Here is a 17,327-nt window from a genome sequence, read left to right on the forward strand (position 1 = left end):
GCCGAAGGATACCGGCGTTCAGGCACTCTTGCCGGGATGCAGGAGCTCGTAGAGGTAGTCGGGCGCCTGGGTCACATCGGCAATGGTGTAGCGGTCGAGCACGGCGAGGAAGGCGTCGCGTGCGTCGTTGAGAACACCGCGCAACTGGCAGGCGGGTAGGATCGGGCAGACGGGGTTCTCGCAGTCCACCACGTTCAGGTTCGGCTCCATGTCGCGGATTACGCTGCCGACGTTGATCTCCGCGGGTTCGCAGGCGAGCGAGATCCCGCCCCCCTTGCCGCGCCGGGTGATGATGTAGCCCTTCTGGCCGAGCTGGTGCACGATCTTGACCAGGTGGTTGCGGGGGATGGCGAACTGCTCGGAGATGTCGCTGACGGTTACGCGCTGCTCGCGCGGCTGCACGGTGAGGTACATCAGGACGCGAAGGGAAAAATCGGTATAGCGGGTGAGCTGCATAGGAGGGTTTCGTCGGTTCGCGGTGATCGAGGATATGCTTGAACGTATATTTCATAGAACCTTAATCGGTCCGGACCTGCGTCACAAGCGCATGCGTTGCGTTCGCGTGAAGCACAGGTGCACATCGGCCTACAGCTTCGGGCCGGTGGGTCGTTACAGCGATAACAAAAGCCGGAGTGTACCGGCATCAGGGGGCAGCAATGGAGCAGGAGAGTGGGTGGCTGAGTCGCCTTTCGCTGGCGGGACGTTTCTCGCTCGCATTGAGTGCGATCGTTGGGGTGTTCTTCCTGATCGCCGCCGCGGCGGTGTTCTGGCATACGGCCACGCTGAAGGGCGGGATGGAGGCCACCCTGGAGCAGGTCATGCAGGAGCACGCGACCACGCCGGCCCTGGAGGCCGAAGTGGCCGCTGCGGTGGACCGGCTGCTGGATGTCGCGGCCTGGCAGGTCAACGCGATGATGCTGGGCGTGGCGATTGGCGTGATCGTGGTGGTGTACTTCCTGTTCGTGTTCATGATCCGTCGCCGCCTGGCTGGACTGGCCGGGCGCTTCCGTGCGGTCTCGGAGGGTGAGGGGGACCTGCGCCAGCGCATCGAGGCCCCGCGCAACGACGGCATCGACCGCCTGGCTCGTCTGTTCAACGCCTTCATCGAGCGTCTGCAGCGCATGGTCTCCGAGATGGTGGAGCATGCACGGGAGCTGGGGGAGTCGGTTGGCACCCTGCACCGCGTGGCGGAGGAGACGAATCAGGAGGTGCAGCAGCAACAGGCGCGGCTGGGCCAGGTGGCGACGGCCATGAACCAGATGACGGCCTCGGCCGAGGAGATCGCCCGCAACGCGCGCACGGCCTCCGAGGCGGCCGACCAGGCCGAGACCGAGACCCGGACCGGCTCCGGCGTGGTCGACACAACCGTGCGCACCATGCGCGAGCTGGCGAGCGAGATCGGCACCGCCAACGAACAGGTGGCGCGTCTTCAGGCCGAGTCGGACCAGATCGGGTCGGTTCTCGATGTGATACGCGGGATCGCCGAGCAGACCAACCTGCTGGCACTGAATGCGGCCATCGAGGCGGCCCGCGCGGGCGAGCAGGGTCGGGGGTTTGCCGTGGTCGCCGACGAGGTCCGGACGCTCGCGACCCGGACGCAGGAGTCCACGACCGAGATCCAGGCCATGATCGAGCGGCTGCAGGCGGGTGCGCGCTCGGCGGCCGGTGCGATGGAGCGCAGTCGGGAGAAGGGCGAAACGGGCGTGGACGAGGCCGCCGGTGCCGGCGAGGCCCTGCAGTCGATCCGCTCGGCGGTCGAGCGGATCCGGCATCTCAACAACGAGATCTCCGGTGCCGTGTCACAGCAGGCGGAGGTCGCGCGCGAGGTCGATGGCACCCTCACGGAGGTCAGTCAGGGGGCCCAGGTGACAGCGGCCAATGCCGAGGCCACCGCCAGCGAGACCGATGCCCTGGTGGCGCGCATCGAGCAGTTGCGAGGTCTGACGACGCAGTTCCGAGTGTAGCCGGGCTTTTGCCGGCGGTGCGACGCCGGTACCGACGCCTGGTGGGTGGTTTGCGTATACTGCGGCCCGCCTCGGGATCACGGAGTCGCACCTGTCATGACAGTCTGGGTCGCCACCCTGCTCGGGATCGTGCAGGGCATCTTCATGTTTCTTCCGGTCAGCTCGACCGCCCACTTGGTTCTGACCCAGCACTGGCTGATTCGTCAGGGTGAGCCACTGCCGCCCCCGGAAAGCCCGGAGATGATCCTGTTCGATCTGGTGGTGCACGTCGGCACGCTGGTATCGATTGTCTTTGTCTTCCGCAAGAGCCTGCTGCGGCTGAGCGGCGGGATCGCCCGCGAGAGCTGGCAGTGGGCCTCCGCCCGGGGCTCCGCGGGGCGCGAGATGCTGTTCCTGCGCCTGGCGCTGCTGTGCGGGCTGTCGGTGTTCGCGACCGCCGTCGTGGGTTTTACCCTGAAGGCCGGGTTCGAGCAGGTGTTTGCCCACCCGACGCTGATCGCCGGGACGCTCAGCCTCACCGGCGTGCTGCTGTGGTGGACGGACCGGTTGCAGCGGCGCCCGCTGGGCCTGCGCCAATTGAGCCCGAAGATCGCGGCGATCATCGGCGTGGCGCAGGGTTTCGCGCTGATTCCCGGGCTCTCGCGCAGCGGTATGACGATCGTCTTCGCGCTCTTCACCGGGCTCAAGCGGCGCTGGGCGGCGGAGTACAGCTTTTTCCTCGCGATTCCCACGATCCTGGCGGCGACCGCCGTGCAGTCGCTGGACGTCCTGAACGGCAACGGCCTTGGGGACCTGAACTGGACGGCCCTGGCGGTGGGCTTTGTGGTATCCGCGCTGGTCGGGATTGTGTCGCTGAAGATGGTGTTGTTCTTCCTGTACCGCGCCAACCTGAAGGTCTTCTCCTTCTACCTCTGGGCGCTGGCGCTACTGGTCCTGTTCGGTTTCCTCGACGTGGACATCATGTACGGCCACTGATCGGGGCACGCGAGTACCCCGGCTCGGCTTATTCCGGGCCGCGCAGCACCGCCAGCGGGGCCTGGTCCAGCACCCGGCGCGTCCCCAGCCAGCCGGCCAGGGCGATCCCCAGCGTACCGCCCCCGATCCCGTAGACGAAGGTCAGGGGATTGACGCTGTAGTCGAACTCGAAAACCTGCCAGGCGAGCAGGGCGCCCACTGCCGTGGCGATCACGGCCGCGAGCAGCCCGGCCAGCAGGCCCAGGGTCCCGAACTCCGCCAGCAAGCCGTTGCGAATGTGGTCGCGACGTGCCCCGAGGGTGCGCAGCAGGGCGGCCTCCCGTCGTCGGACGTCGCGGGTGGCCTGGACCGCGGCGTAGAGCACGGTCAGCCCGGCGATCAGGGTGAACAGGAAGACGTATTCGACCGCCCGCGTGGCCTGGTCCATCACATCGCGGACCTGCGCGAGGATGGCGCTGACGTCGATGGCCGATACGGCGGGGAACTCCCGCAACCACTGGTTCTGGGCGCTGCGCTGGTCTTCGGGCACGTGCATGGCCGTGATGAAGGTCCGGGGCTGCTGGTCCAGCAGCGGAGGCGGGCCGATGACGAAGAAATTCACCTGGAAGCTGTCCCAGTCGACCTCGCGGACGCTGGTGATCGGACTGCGGATGGGCTGCCCCCCGACCCGGAACGTCAGGTAGTCGCCCAGTGCCAGGTCGAAGCGTTCCATGAGTCCGGCCTCCACCGACCAGCCCCGGTCGGGATCCTGCCCGGCCTCGCCGAACCAGTGTCCGTCGACGATGCGATTGTGCGCCGGCGGGGTGTGCGCATACGACAGGTTGAATTCGCGATCCACCAGTCTTCGGTCGCGATCATCGTCAAAATCCTGCGGATGAACGCGTTCGTCGTTGATCTCGATCAGGCGGCCGCGGATCATCGGGTCGAGTTGCGGGCGTTCGAGGCCGGCCGCCTCGACCCGGTCGGCGAAGGCCTGCTCCTGGCCCGGCTGGATGTTGATGAAGAACTGGTTGGGGGCGTCCTCCGGGATGCTGGCATCCCAGGCCTCCAGCAGGTCGACGCGCACGATCGCCAGCAGCAGCAGGGCCAGGATCCCGACACTGAAGGCCACCAGTTGCACCGCGCTGAGGCCGCCGCGCCGGGACAGGTTGGCCAGCCCGAAGCGCAGGGCCATGCCGCCGCGGTTGCGCAGAGGCCTCAGGGCGAGCACCAGCCCCATCCCGAGGACGGCCAGCAACGCGATGGCCACCGCGGTGCCGATCAGGACCCAGGCGGCGAGTTGCGGGTCGGCGGCCTGCCAGTAGAGTAGGCCGCCGAAGGCGAGCAGTGCGAGGGCGCCGGAGAGCCATACCGAGGTGGGCGGCAGGCCCAGATCGCGGCGCAGGACGCGCAGCGGCGAGACCTGGCCAATGCGCAACAGCGCGGGGAGGGCGAAGCCAACGGCGGTAATCAGTCCCACGCCCAGGCCGGCGACCAGTGGCCGCGCCCCCGGAGGAGGGAGATCCCCGTCAAGCCAGCCGCCGAGCAGGGACGCGAGGACGAACTGCGCGGCGAAGCCGATGGCGAGCCCGACAGCGCTGGCCAGCAGGGCGACCAGCACCACCCGGCCGAAGTAGGTCAGCAGGACCCGGCGGCCCCTGGCGCCCAGGGCGCGCATCACGGCCGCCGGATCGGCGCGGCGCTGGGCGAAGTGATGGGCCGCCACGGCAATCGCGGCCCCGGCCAGTAGCACCGCCATCAGCGAAGCGAGCCCGAGGAAGCGCTCGGCGCGCTCGATGGCCGTGCGCAGCTCCGGGTTCGCATCGTCCAGGCCCAGGAGGCGTTCCCCGGCCTCCAGTTCGTCCCCCAGCCAGGCGCGGAAGGCGGCAACCTCCGCACTCGGTCCGGCGGCAAAGAACTCGTAGCGCACCCGGCTGCCGGGGCCGATCAGTCCACTGGCGTCCAGGTCGTCGAAGGCGAGCATCAGGCGCGGCGCGATGTCCAGCAGGTTGCTGCCACGGTCGGGTTCGTGCGCGAGGATGCCGGTGACCTCCAGATCCAGGTCACCGACCTCGACCCGGTCGCCCACCTGAAGCCCCAGGGCCTCGAGCAGGGTGGATTCCAGCCAGGCGGTACCGGGTTGCGGCCCGCGTTCGCGCGGTTGTTCCTCGCCGTCCAGTCCCGAGCGGGTGCGGGCCTCGCCTTTCAACGGCCAGCTGGGCTCGACCGCGCGCAGGGCCGCCAGGCGCGACTGGTCGTCCTTGCCGAAGACCACGCTGGGCAGCGAGGCGGTGCGCGCCGTGTCCAGCCCGCGGTTCGCGGCTTCGTCGGGCCAGCCCGCCGGCAGCGGGTTGTCACTGACCACCGCAAGATCACCGCCGAGGAGGGCGGTGGCCTGCTGGGCCATCCCGCGATCCACGCGATCGGTAAAGAAGCCGACGGCGGCGACCGCGGCGACCGCGACGACCAGCGCCGCGGCCAGTACCCGCAGTTCGGCGGAGCGCCATTCCCGCCAGGTGCCGCGCAGCAGCGCGCGCAGGGGATTGCGGCCCTGACCCCGGGTAAGGATGTGGCTTGCCGTCATGCCAGCACGCCATCCTGAATGGAGATGATGCGGTCGCACTGCGCCGCCAGTTCCGGATCATGGGTCACCAGCACCAGTGCGGTGGCGGGCCCGTCGCCGTCCGGATGCCGGGCCAGGCCGAACAGCAGCTCGATGATGCGCTGCCCGGTCTTGCCGTCGAGATTCCCGGTGGGCTCGTCGGCGAACAGGACCGCCGGGTGGTCGACAATGGCGCGGGCAATGGCCACCCGTTGCTGCTCGCCCCCCGAAAGCTGGTGCGGGTAATGCGCGGCGCGTTCGCCAAGGCCCACGCGCTCCAGGGCCTGGCTGGCCCAGCGGTTCAGGGTGGCCTGATCTTCGCCGGCATGGGCCGGGTTCAGCTCCAGCGGCAGCAGGGCGTTCTCCAGGGCCGTCAGCGCCGGGAGCAACTGGAAGGACTGGAACACGAACCCGACCCGTCCGGCGCGCAACGCGGCGCGGCCATCCTCGTCCAGTTCGCTGATGGTCCGGCCCAGCAGGCGAACTTCTCCCGCGCTCGGGGCGTCCAGACCTGCAAGGAGCCCGAGCAGGGTGGACTTGCCCGATCCGGAGGCGCCGAGGATCGCGACCGTCTCGCCAGCCTGGACCGCCAGCGATATGCCGCGCAGGATGTCCAGCGGCCCGCTGGGTCCGTTGATCCGCTGTTCGATGTCCCGGGCCTCCAGTACATAAGACGAGGATGCATCCATGTTGCGTATTCCGTTGGTCGTGATGGGCTTGATCGCGTTGCTATGGAGTCCTGTCGCGCCCGGGAATTCCCCGGAAGACGAAAATCACTCCGCCGAGCCGCTGCGAATCCTGGTGTTCGGGGATTCGTTGAGTTCGGCCTATGGCATGCCGGAGTCTGCCGGGTGGCCGGCCCTTCTGGAAGAGCGCCTGGCCGAGCGCGAGCGGGAATGGGTGGTGGACAACGTCTCCATCAGCGGTGACACGACAGCCGGCGGCCGGGCGCGTCTGCCAGAGGTACTGGAGCGCATGGACCCCGCCCTGGTGATCCTGGCCCTCGGGGGCAATGACGGCCTGCGGGGTCTGGCACCATCGGCCATGCGCGAGAACCTGGAGGCGATGGTGGACGCGATCGACGCCGCAGGGGCCGAGACCCTGCTGCTGGGCATCCGCATCCCGCCCAACTACGGGCGGCGCTACACCGAACGTTTCGAGGCGGTCTTTACCGACCTGGCGGCTGCTCGGGATCTGGCCTTCGAGCCATTCTTTCTCGAGGACGTGCTGCTGGAGGACGGAATGCTGATGGATGACGGCATTCACCCCAGCGAGGCGGCGCAGCCGCACCTGCTGGATGCCGTGTGGCCACGCCTTAAACCCATGGTGGAGGACGCCGAGGCGCGCAAGCCGCCACGCGATGACCACGTGGCCGGGTAAAGCCCGGGGGTTCGCTCAGTCCGCCAGTAGCGCCCGCAACTCCTCCACAACGTTCTCCGGAAGCAGTTGCCGCAGGACGGGATGCAGGTCGCGCTCGACCTCGGACAGCAGGGAAAGGGTGCGGACCTCCGAGTGCCGGCAGAGCGGGTTGCCGTACTGGTTGGCCTGAATGCTGCGCTGGGAGCCCATGCTCATCAGGGCCACGCCGGGCAGCCCGCGCGGGCCTTCGTCGAGGACCTCGACCAGTTCCACCATGCAGCCATCCACTTCGCCCTGGATCCCGATCAGCGGGGCGAGGCGATCGATCATGCGGCTGGACTGTTCGGTGGTCAGCATGGCCATTGGCCTACCTTACGACCGTTGCGGTCGCGGCGCTAGGGGGAATCCCGACGGCCTGCGAGAGAAATGGTGTCCCCGGCAGGATTCGAACCTGCGACCTGCCCCTTAGGAGGGGGCTGCTCTGTCCAGCTGAGCTACGGAGACCTGGCAACTTGTCGGACTGGGCTTCGCGATCCCGCCACGCTCGTGACGATCACCCTAACCCGACTTACGCCTGGCGCGAGAGTATAAGCGCCGGGTAGGTAGAGGCCCAAACGCACTTACTCGTCCGGGCCGTATTCCGGCTCCAGCCGGTGATGGGCCCAGGCGAGGAAGTCGTCCAGATTGGCGCGGTCTTCACCCGGGGCCTCGGGGCCCGCCAGGTGGCGGTAGATCACCTGCGCCCCGTCGCGCCGGAGCACGCGGCGAACCGCCCAGTCGGCGTCTGTTCCGCCGTTGCTGAAGCAGGCCCCGGGCTGGATGGCCTCCGGGGTGATCGGGTCGGGGTGCTGGTGATGGCGGCGGGCCAGCAGGTACAGGCGTGCCAGATCGTCCTCGGTCAGATCCAGATACAGGTTCATCTCGCGCATGGCGTGCTCGAGATCCTCGCGGCCGAGACCGGCCCGCTCCAGGGCCGCCAGCGGGCTTTGTTCCGGGCTTTCGGGGGACGGGGTCAGGCTCGCGGGATAGCGGCGCCAGGGGAACGGGTAGTTGATGATGACGGCCACCACCAGCATGACCCCGACACTGGTCAGCACAGGGTGCAGCAGGAACCATGGTCCCAGGGCCGTGACCGAGTCGCCGCCCACGACCGCATAGAGCGCCGTGGCGCCGCCAGGGGGATGCAGGCAGCGCAGGTAGTGCATCAGCCAGATGGCGAGGCCCACGGCGACGGCGGCGGCCAGCAGGGGGTGGGGCAGCAGGTCGCGTACAAATATCCCTACGATGGCGGCAACGCCATGGCCACCGAGCACGTTCCAGGGTTGCGAGAGGGCGGCATGCGGCGCGGCGAACAGCAGGACGGCGGTGGCCCCGAGGGAGGCGAGGATCAGACCGTTGATGCCGTTGTCGGTTACCGAGGCGGCGACCTCCAGCGACAGGTAAAGGCCGATCATCCCTCCCATCAGGGCAATGAGCTTGTCCCAGTGATTGGTGGTGTCGAGGAAGTCGCCCAGCAGGGACCCGCGTCCGGTACGCACACCAGCCTCCTTAAAGTGCAAGTGTTGCGCATCTTCTATGGGGGTCGCGCGGGCGTCAAGTGGCCCTGCGGGCTCGCGGAATGCGGGTGGGGCGTCGGGTATCAGTTCGCTTCGGCCTCCAGGATCAGTGACACGCGACGATTCTCGGCGCGCCCACCCGGTGTCTCGTTGCCGGCTACCGGCAGCGTGTCGGCGCGCCCGACCGCGCGCAGCCGCGAGGGCTCCAGCCCCTGCGCGACCAGGTGCCGCACGACGCTGCTGGCGCGCGCCGCGGACAGTTCCCAGTTGGAGGGGAAGCGCTCGGTCGCGATGGGGACGTTGTCGGTGTGCCCCTCTACGGTGATGAGGCCCGGGTGGTCCGCCAGGATGGTCAGCAGTCCTTCCAGGAGCGTTGCGCCGTCCGAACGCAGATCGGCCTGGGCGGTGGCGAACAGGATCTCGTCGCGGATGCGCAGTTCCAGACGGCCGGGTTGCTCGACGATATCGACCCCCTCCGGGGCCCGATCCCGCAGTTGATCGGCATCGGCGCCGGTTCCGGTTGTTTCGGCGGACGTTTCGGGGGGCGCCGGGTCCTCGGCGACGCTGTCGTCGAGGTCGGCAAGACCGAGCAGCGTGGGGTGGACCAGGGGCTCGACCAGCGCGCTGCGGTCGGGATGGGCCAGCGCGACGGGGCTGGCGGACACCGCGCGGGGATCGTCGTCGCGCGGGTCCATGAAGGTCAGCAGGATGACGAAGACGACGATGACCAGGGTCAGCACGTCGAGGTAGGTGAGGATCCAGGCGTGTTCGTCGTCGCGCTGGCGTTCGCCGGGGTAGGAGGCGAGAAATGCCTGTTCCGGGCGGGTCGCCGCGTGGGCGTCCATTTCGGCCTGCAGCGCGGCGCGCTCCGAGGTGGAGTAGGCGGGGCCGGGCATGGTTCAGCGACGCTCGTTCGACGGGTCCGGGTCCCGTGGGTCCGCGGCGGGTTCTTCGTCCCCGTTGGTGGGGGCGGCCTGGCGGATTTCGTCGCTGTGGTTCTCCATGAACGAGCGCAGGGTCTCGCGGATGTATCCGGGCGAACGGCCCTTGCGCATGAGCATGATGCCTTCCAGCACCATGGTCATGAGGACCACGCGTTCCTCGGTCCGTCGCTCCAGCTTGATGGCGATGGGGCGAAACACCAGGTTGGCCAGGAGGATGCCGTAGAAGGTGGTGATCAGCGCGATGCCGAGGTTGACCGCGATCACGGTAAAATCGTCGCTCTCGGTCGTCAGGAGCAGGTTGATCAGCCCGATCAGGGTGCCGAGCATGCCAAAGGCCGGGGCATAGGTGGCCATGGTCCGGAACATCTGGGCGTCGGCCTGTTCGCGGGCGCGCAGGCGGGCCATGCGCCAGTTCAGCAGGTCGGAGACGTCGTCCATCGGGGTGTCGTCGATGACCAGCTGGATGCCGGTGCGCAGGAACGGGTTGCGGATCTGGTCCAGGCGGTCCTGGATGCGCTGCAGGTTTTGGGAGAACCAGTAGCGCGAGACCTGCACGATTTCCTCGAGGTCCTGGCTGGCGTCGTAGCGTTCCTCGCGGACCGCGTTGGCCCCGGCGCGGAAGACGCGCATGACCTCGTGGAAGGGGTAGCTCATCAGAGTGGCCGCGATGGTGCCGCCCACCACGATCCCTAGTCCCGGCAGGTTCAGGAAGGCGTCGAGGTCCTGGGAGGAGAACGCGATGACACTGCCGAACACCAGCAGGCTGCCGAGGATGCCGAGCAGGGTGGAGAGATTCATGCGAGGTTCCGAGGATGGCCTGGCGCAAGGATAATGCACGGTGGCGGTTGCCGTCTGCGCCCGAGAATCCGCTCGCGGGGGACCCGTCCGCCGCGTACACTCGGCCGGGTAAACCGCAAAGGAGCTTTGCACGATGGATACGAAGTGGGTGGTGCTGGCGATTCTGGTCCTGCTGGTGGTCTGGGGGGTATGGACGTACAACCGGCTGGTCACATCGCGCAACCGGTACAAGAACGCGTTTGCCCAGATCGATGTGCAGCTGACCCGGCGCTACGACCTGATCCCCAATCTGGTGAAGGTCGCCGAGCGCTACATGAGCCACGAGCGGGATACCCTGGAGGCGGTCATCCAGGCCCGGAATCAGGCCCAGCAGAGCCTGCAGGAGGTGGCCGGCGACCCGACCAACGCGGAGGCCGTGCGCAAGCTGTCCAGTTCGGAGCAGGGGCTGTCCGGCGCCCTGGGGCGGCTGTTTGCGCTGTCGGAGGCCTATCCGGATCTGAAGGCCAACCAGAACATGATGCAGCTGTCGGAGGAGCTCACCAGTACCGAGAACCGAGTGGCCTATGCCCGTCAGGCCTTCAATGACGCGGTCATGCAGTACAACATCCTGCGCGAGATGTTCCCGAACAGCCTGATTGCCAACAATCTGGGCTTCCGTCCGGCGCAGCTTCTGGAGATCGAGGATCCGCAGAAGCGCGAGGCGGTGCAGGTGAACTTCTCCTGATGGCCCGGGCGATATGAACTTCTTCGAGCATCAGGACCGGGCCCAGCGACGCACCCGCTGGTTGCTGTTCCTGTTCGGACTGGCGGTGCTGGCGATTGTGCTGGTGATGAACGCCATTGTGCTCGTGCTTTTCGGGCAGGCCGAGCCGGTGGCGGCGGGGGAACCCTGGCTGACCCGGGAATTTCTGGCGCGCAACGTCGAGGTGATGGTCTGGACCAGCGTGCTGACGATCGGGCTGATCGGGGTCGGCAGCCTCTATCGCACCCTGGGGCTGCGCGATGGCGGCGGGGCCGTGGCCCGCGAGCTGGGTGGCACCCGGGTGGACGGCGATACCCGCGACCCGTTGCGGCGGCGCCTGATGAATGTGGTCGAGGAGATCGCGATCGCCTCCGGCGTGCCCGTGCCGGAGGTCTATGTGCTGGAGCAGGAGGCCGGTATCAACGCGTTTGCCGCGGGGTACTCGCCGGACGACGCGGCCATTGCCGTCACGCGCGGGGCCCTGGAACAGCTGGATCGCGACGAACTGCAGGGGGTGGTGGCGCACGAATTCGGGCATGTCCTGAACGGCGATATGCGCCTGAATATCCGCCTGATGGGGATGCTGTTCGGGATCCTGGTGATGGCGCTCATCGGGCAGCGCGTGCTGCTGGCCATGCGCCTGTCGCGCAACAACCGCAACGCCGGGGGCATTGTTGCGGCGGGTCTGGCGTTGATGGTGGTGGGATATATCGGGCTGTTTTTCGGGCGCTGGATTCGCGCCTCGGTCTCGCGCCAGCGGGAGTACCTGGCCGATGCCTCGGCGGTGCAGTTCACGCGTCAGCCGTCCGGCATTGCCGGTGCCCTGAAGAAGATCGGGGCCGGGCACACTGCGTTGCGAGCCGATACCGAGGAGGTGGGGCACATGCTGTTCGCCTCCGGCGCCCTGGGCCAGATGTTCGCGACCCATCCGCCGCTGGTGCGGCGCATCCAGGCCATCGAGCCCGGGTTCCAGCCGGAAGAACTGGAGACCATCCGCGAACAGATGGAGCGGGATGCGCAAACCCGTCGCAGGGAACAGGAGGCGCAGGCCGAGGCGGAGGCGCGCGAGCGCGAACAGCCGCGCGAGTCGGGCAATATGCTGCTGAATCCGGAACGCCTGATGGAGAACATCGGGGATCCGGGCCTGGCACAGATCCTGGGCGCCGGACTGTTGGTCGCGGCGATGCCGGGACCACTGGAGCGCGCCGCGCATTCAGATGCCTGGGCCGTGGAGGTGTTGCTCTATCTGCTGATCAGCGCCGACCCCGAGGTGCGGGATCACCAATTGCTGCGGATCGCCGCGAAGCGGGGCGGAGAGAGCGAGTCGCGTGTGCGTACCTTGCTGGACGCTGCGCCGGACCTGCGGCCGGATCTGCGGATCCCGCTGCTGGAGATGAGCTTCCCGGCCGTGCGCCATCGTCCGTCGGAGGAGCGCCAGGCGCTGGAGACGCTGATCGACGAACTGGTCCGGGCTGACGGCCGGGTGTCGGTCTTCGAATACGCCACCGGGCGGCTCCTGCGGCGTCAGCTGCGCGACCTCGATCAGCCGGCCCGCGCCCGCCCGGGTGGACGGGATCGCCTGGAACGCCACGAACGCCATGTGCGAAGTGTGCTGGCCGTGCTCGCCCATCACGGTCATCCGGAGGACTCCGAGGGGGCGCGAGAGGCGCTACGAGCGGGCCATGTCGCCCTGGGCATCGCAGATCCGGCGAAGGACGTGATGGATACGGCCCTGGGGGCCGCTGCCGACGCGGCGGCCTGGGCCGATGAGCTCGATCGCGCCCTGGAGGCGCTGGACGCACTGCGTCCGGCCGACAAGCAAAGGCTGGTCACGGCAATGCTCGCCACCATCACCCATGGCGGGCAGACGGTGATCGCCGAGGTCGAGCTCCTCCGGGCGATCGCGGCGTCCCTGCACGTGCCGTTGCCAGTCGCGGAGATGCCGGCCGCGGAAGCGGAGTAGGCCCCGCCGGGCACGGGTGCGGCATCGCCACACGCACGGTATGATGCGGCGGCTCCGGGGGCGTGGCGGAACTGGTAGACGCATCGGACTTAAAATCCGCTGGCCGCAAGGCCGTGCCGGTTCGATTCCGGCCGTCCCCACCAATTCCAGATTGTTTCGCTCGGCGGGCCCCTTGGCCTCGGTGCCGAGCGGGCAGTGGTCGCCGGGACGGCTGCCAGTCCGTCCCCGTCCGGGCGCTACCGCCTGCTCCATGCGGGGTGCCGGGTCTCCCGTGTGAGCGGGGCGTCAGCGGGGCATTTCCGGAGCCGTTTCGGTTTGCCCTCCGTTGGCGCATAGTAGAACCCTGTGCGCCCGCAAAAGACCCGGCATGAGCCCACCACCGGACACCTCGGAAGCTTCCGATGCCCAAAACGCCGCCCGTGACAGCGCTTCGTCGTCGCGGGCCCGCACCACCGAACCGTATGTGCGGGGCCCGATGGTGGCCGCGCTGTTCGCGGCGCTGCTGTTCGCCCTGCTTTTTCTGGCCATCGATCAGGGCTGGAAGCAGCAGATGGCCGATCGTTATGAGCAGTCGCTCGCGACCGAGGCGAACAGCCTGCGCTCCCGCCTGGAGAGCGTGCTGAATGCGTCGGTGCACGCCACCATCGGGCTGGCGGCCTACGCCTACGTCCATCCGGAGTTGAACGAGGAGGAGTTCGCCCGCGCCGCGGAACGGCTTTACCGGGGGCAACCCGATCTGATCCGGTCGCTGACGCTGGCACGCGGCGAGGTGCTGGAGCTGGTCTACCCACGGGCCGGTAACGAGGGCGCGATTGGGCTCAACCTGGCCGAGCATCCCCAGCAGTCCGCGTCCTTCCATCGCGTGCTGGAGAGCCGCGAGACCGTGGTCGCCGGGCCCTGGCCGCTGGCCCAGGGCGGCCGCGGGCTGCTGGTGCGGGCGCCGGTCCTGACCGAAGCTGAGGACGAGGACGTGTCGGGTGCCGCCAACCCGTGGAGCCTGTCGAGCATCGCGCTCGATTTCGACACCCTGCTGCGGCAGGCCGGGTTGGTACCCGGCTCGGAGCGCCTGAAGCTGGCCCTGCGCGGCCGCGACGGGACCGGTGCCGAGGGCGAGGTGTTCTACAACCCGCAGGCGCTCGACGTCGAATCGGCGCCATTACAGCTCGATGTGACGTTTGCCGGGGGGCAGTGGCGGCTGCTGGCAAAGCCGGTCCCCAGCCCGTCCGCCACGGCCCGCCCCGCCGCCTGGTGGGTCCTGGGCGCAGTGGGCCTGATGGCGGTCAGCGGATATACCTTCCGCATTGGCCAGGGGATGCGGCAGCGCCGCGAGGCTCTGAGCCGCTACCAGGCCCTGGTCAACCGCCTGGAGGACGCGACGCTGGTCGTGGCCGGGCGGCGCGTTCTGTGGGCCAACCCGGCCTTCGCGCGCATGACCGGGGTGTCGCCGAACCCCGGGCAGGCACTCGCCACGCTGGATGTGATCCATCCGGCGGATCGTCCGCGTCTGCCCCCCGATCTCGATTTCACCCGCGCCGCGGTGCCGGAGGAGCCCCGGGGGCGCGAGATCCGGGTGAAGGCCGCGGACGGGGATCAGCGTTTTCATCTGTTGCGCTGGGTGCCGATCGACTGGGACGGGCAGCGGGCCTGTCTGCTGAGCTTCGTCGACGTGCACGAGAATCGCATGCTGTTCAATGCCCTGAGCGAGGCGCGGGACCTCCAGGACGCCCTGTTCGAGGCCATGCCCGGCGATGCCCTGGTGATTGATGCGTCCGGGCTGGTGCGGCGGGTGTTCGGCGAGGCGCGCCATGGCCGCGACCCGCACACCACCGCCGTGGGGCATACCCTGGCCGAGTTGTTACCCCCCGAGATGGCGGAGCGGTTCTCCGATATCGTGCAAAGGGCCCTGCGCGAGGGGGCGATGCAGGAACTCGAGTACCGTCTGCAGGCCAGTGCGTTCCATGCGGCCGAGCCGGGAGTGGCAGCGGACGAGACGCGCTGGTACGAGGCGCGGGTCCGACCGATTCACACGCCGTTCGAGGGTTCCGCGGCCGTGGTCTGGCACGCCCTGGACGTGACCGAGCGCAAGCAGCTGGAGGAGCGCATGCAGGCGCTCGCGTGGGAGGACCCGCTGACCGGCACCGCGAACCGGGCCGCGCTGGACCGCGCGTTTCCCCGCCTGGCAGCCCGGGCCGACCGCAAGGAGGGTCAGCTGGCGCTGCTGTTCATCGACCTGGATCGCTTCAAGCCGGTGAACGATCAGTATGGCCACGCGGTGGGCGACGAGTTGCTGCGGCTGCTCGCCAGGCGTCTGGCCGGCAGCCTGCGCACGGATGACCTGCTGGTTCGCCTGGGCGGGGACGAGTTCATCGTATTGAGTGCCCCGCTGCACCACGCGGAGGAGGCAACGCGGCTGGTCGAGCGGCTGCAAGAGGCCTTCCGTGAGCCCTTTGAGCTGCACCCCGGGCATATGGATACCGTGGAGGTGAGCCTGTCATGCAGCATCGGCGTCGCCTTCTATCCGGGTGACGGACAGCGGCTCGCCGACCTGATGATGGCCGCGGATCATGCGATGTACCGGGTGAAGGCGGCGGGCCGCAACGATGTGGCCTACGCCTCGTCGGAGGCTCCCGGGGCCTGACCCGCGTGTCGGGCGGGGTCCAGCCGCGCGGCGGTAGTGGTCTCCAGAGGTTCGATGAGGCCCAGCCAATGGTCGACCAGCCACTCGGCGGCCAGGGGTGCGTACAGCAGGCCGCGTGAGCCATGCGCGAGGTTGAGCTGGACGCGGCCGCGCGCGTCCATTCGGCTGGGCCCGACCAGGGGCAGGCGATCGCGGACCACCGCCCGTTCGCCGGCCCAGTGGTCCAGGACCTGGGTGGCGGGATCGTCCAGGCCGGGCACCCAGGCCAGGTGGCGAAGGTTTGCCGCGTCGTCCGTAGCCAGGAGGGTGTCGGCCTGACGGATGCCGGGGCCTTCCGTGCGCCGGTAGGTCGCGCCGATCCATGCTGTTTGGTCGGGGGACGGGATGCAGTAGCCCTGTCCGGTGGCGACGAACCCGCCCCAGTCGGGCAGGGTGGCCGCCACTCGGGTCATCTGGCCGGTGACCGTCGAGACCGCCCCGTGTTCGGGGCTCAGGGGCGCCCCCTGACCGGCGCCATTGGCCAGCACAACGGCGTCGAATGACTCCCGGCCGTACTCCGTCTCCAGTTGGACCGCCTCCTGGCCCGGAGTCAGGTGGATGTGCGTGACAGCCTCTGCGCGGGGCGCCGGCAGGCTGCTGGCAAGGGCACGACAAAGAGCGGCCATATCCACCGCCAGGCCCTCGGGGTAGTACAGATGCGGGGCGTCGGTGCATCCCGGGCCCGCCGGATCAAAGAGCAGCCCGGTCGCTTCGCTGCCGGCTTTGAGCAGACGGGTCACCCGTTTCTTCCCGTGGGCGCTGATGCCGTGGAAGGCGACGCCGGAGGCCAGCTGCAATACTTCCCCCGTATGGGCCTCCAGTTCGTTGATCAGGGTCCGGGTCCTGCGCATCCCGGCCAGGGCCAGGCGGTTCAGGTCGGCATCGCGCGGGTGCAGGTTGGGCAGCAGCACGGCGGCCGGGTTGCCGGACGCACCGCCGGCGACCCCGGCGGGGTCGAACAGAGTGGTGAGGATGCCGCGACGTTCCAGCGCGTGCGCGCTGGCCAGCCCGGCCAGTCCGGCCCCGACGACGGCCACGTGGCGGGGCGCCCGCGGTGCCGACGGCGCCGGTTCGGCGGACGGCGCGCGGAGAGCCCCGGTCAGGCGCTCGCGCTTGCGTCCGTGGCCCGGGACCCGCCGGACCGTGAATCCGACACCCTCCAGATCGCGACGGACCTGGCCCGCGGCGGTGTAGGTGCCGAACGTGGCGCCGGGCGCGGACAGCCGGGCGATCTGGCGAAAAACGCCGGTGTTCCACAACGCGGGATTGCTGCGCGGCGCGAAGCCGTCCAGGAACCAGGCATCGATCCGGCCGCGCACGCCCGCGAGCATTGGCGCGGCGTCGCCCAGGCCCAGGGTCAGGGTGGCGCGCGCCCCGGGGAATTCGATCCGGTGCAGTCCCGGCACCGGGGGCGGGTACTGCGCGCGCAGGGCGCGGCTGTCGGCATCGTCGAGCCCGAGGTGTTGGTGCAGGGTGGCGAGGTCCTCCGGCGAAAGGGGGTGTGCCTCCAGGCTGAGCAGCGAGAGGAAGGCATCGGGCGGGGCGTGCCGGCGCCATTGCTCCAGCGCCAGCAGCAGGTTCAGCCCGGTCCCGAAGCCGGTTTCGCCGATCGCGAAGTGGCGGCAGCCGGAGAACCGCTCCGGCAGGCTGTTGGCCTCGAGGAAGACCTCTTGCGCCTCTGCGCGTGGCTGGCTCGATCCGAAATAGCCGTCGCCGTAGTCGACAGCAAAGGGCATGCCGTCGCGCCAGTCAAGACGCGCCCAGTCGA

The 17,327-nt window shown here is 68.9% G+C and carries 14 protein-coding genes and 2 tRNA genes; 7 read left to right on the plus strand and 9 right to left on the minus strand.

Annotation, left to right across the window (positions count from 1 at the left end; genetic code table 11):
- Window positions 1–18: 18 nt before the first annotated feature.
- Window positions 19–456: an Rrf2 family transcriptional regulator gene (locus tag D107_RS0101595; protein ID WP_018875514.1), complete on the minus strand. Its 438-nt coding sequence runs from the start codon at window positions 454–456 to the stop codon at window positions 19–21.
- A 200-nt stretch (window positions 457–656) separates the two neighbouring features.
- On the opposite strand from D107_RS0101595, the gene D107_RS0101600 reads away from it, so the two are divergent.
- Window positions 657–1,964 (plus strand): methyl-accepting chemotaxis protein, encoded by a 1,308-nt coding sequence (locus D107_RS0101600; RefSeq protein ID WP_018875513.1) that lies wholly within the window; start codon window positions 657–659, stop codon window positions 1,962–1,964.
- 96 nt (window positions 1,965–2,060) lie between these two features.
- Complete coding sequence (locus D107_RS0101605) at window positions 2,061–2,939, plus strand: undecaprenyl-diphosphate phosphatase (RefSeq protein ID WP_018866359.1); 879 nt, start codon at window positions 2,061–2,063, stop codon at window positions 2,937–2,939.
- 28 nt (window positions 2,940–2,967) lie between these two features.
- Here the strand turns inward: D107_RS0101605 and D107_RS0101610 are convergent, their stop codons facing one another.
- Window positions 2,968–5,502: an ABC transporter permease gene (locus tag D107_RS0101610; protein ID WP_018880613.1), complete on the minus strand. Its 2,535-nt coding sequence runs from the start codon at window positions 5,500–5,502 to the stop codon at window positions 2,968–2,970.
- Entirely contained in the window at window positions 5,499–6,209 is a 711-nt protein-coding gene (locus D107_RS0101615; RefSeq protein ID WP_018875510.1) for an ABC transporter ATP-binding protein, read from the minus strand. Before D107_RS0101615 ends, D107_RS0101610 begins: the two co-directional genes overlap by 4 nt.
- On the opposite strand from D107_RS0101615, the gene D107_RS0101620 reads away from it, so the two are divergent.
- Complete coding sequence (locus D107_RS0101620) at window positions 6,208–6,900, plus strand: arylesterase (protein ID WP_018880614.1); 693 nt, start codon at window positions 6,208–6,210, stop codon at window positions 6,898–6,900. The two genes, D107_RS0101615 and D107_RS0101620, sit on opposite strands and share 2 nt — an antisense overlap.
- A 15-nt stretch (window positions 6,901–6,915) precedes the next feature.
- Here the strand turns inward: D107_RS0101620 and D107_RS0101625 are convergent, their stop codons facing one another.
- The 5 genes from D107_RS0101625 to D107_RS0101645 form a co-directional block, all read right to left on the minus strand.
- Window positions 6,916–7,242 (minus strand): hypothetical protein, encoded by a 327-nt coding sequence (locus D107_RS0101625; RefSeq protein WP_018880615.1) that lies wholly within the window; start codon window positions 7,240–7,242, stop codon window positions 6,916–6,918.
- Window positions 7,243–7,306: 64 nt separating this feature from the next.
- Window positions 7,307–7,383, minus strand: a tRNA-Arg gene (locus tag D107_RS0101630).
- Window positions 7,384–7,499: 116 nt separating this feature from the next.
- Complete coding sequence (locus D107_RS0101635) at window positions 7,500–8,417, minus strand: HPP family protein (RefSeq protein WP_018880616.1); 918 nt, start codon at window positions 8,415–8,417, stop codon at window positions 7,500–7,502.
- A gap of 101 nt (window positions 8,418–8,518) precedes the next feature.
- Window positions 8,519–9,331, minus strand: coding sequence for an OmpA family protein (locus D107_RS0101640; RefSeq protein ID WP_018866353.1), 813 nt, complete (start codon window positions 9,329–9,331; stop codon window positions 8,519–8,521).
- A gap of 3 nt (window positions 9,332–9,334) precedes the next feature.
- Complete coding sequence (locus tag D107_RS0101645; protein WP_018880617.1) at window positions 9,335–10,177, minus strand: motility protein A; 843 nt, start codon at window positions 10,175–10,177, stop codon at window positions 9,335–9,337.
- A 133-nt stretch (window positions 10,178–10,310) separates the two neighbouring features.
- Between D107_RS0101645 and D107_RS0101650 the strand changes: the two genes are divergently transcribed.
- The 4 genes from D107_RS0101650 (at window position 10,311) to D107_RS0101665 (ending at window position 15,520) form a co-directional block, all read left to right on the plus strand.
- Window positions 10,311–10,901 (plus strand): LemA family protein, encoded by a 591-nt coding sequence (locus tag D107_RS0101650; protein WP_018875505.1) that lies wholly within the window; start codon window positions 10,311–10,313, stop codon window positions 10,899–10,901.
- A 13-nt stretch (window positions 10,902–10,914) separates the two neighbouring features.
- Window positions 10,915–12,882, plus strand: a complete 1,968-nt coding sequence (locus D107_RS0101655) for a M48 family metallopeptidase (RefSeq protein ID WP_018880618.1) — start codon at window positions 10,915–10,917, stop codon at window positions 12,880–12,882.
- Window positions 12,883–12,938: 56 nt separating this feature from the next.
- Window positions 12,939–13,025: transfer RNA gene (locus tag D107_RS0101660), tRNA-Leu, on the plus strand.
- A 332-nt stretch (window positions 13,026–13,357) separates the two neighbouring features.
- Window positions 13,358–15,520, plus strand: coding sequence for a diguanylate cyclase (locus D107_RS0101665; RefSeq protein ID WP_018880619.1), 2,163 nt, complete (start codon window positions 13,358–13,360; stop codon window positions 15,518–15,520).
- Here the strand turns inward: D107_RS0101665 and mnmD are convergent.
- Window positions 15,490–17,295: a tRNA (5-methylaminomethyl-2-thiouridine)(34)-methyltransferase MnmD gene (gene mnmD, locus D107_RS0101670; protein WP_018880620.1), complete on the minus strand. Its 1,806-nt coding sequence runs from the start codon at window positions 17,293–17,295 to the stop codon at window positions 15,490–15,492. The genes D107_RS0101665 and mnmD overlap by 31 nt on opposite strands.
- Window positions 17,296–17,327 lie beyond the last annotated feature (32 nt).

The sequence above is a fragment of the Thioalkalivibrio sp. ALE30 genome (assembly GCF_000377465.1).
In the GTDB taxonomy this organism is placed as follows: domain Bacteria; phylum Pseudomonadota; class Gammaproteobacteria; order Ectothiorhodospirales; family Ectothiorhodospiraceae; genus Thioalkalivibrio.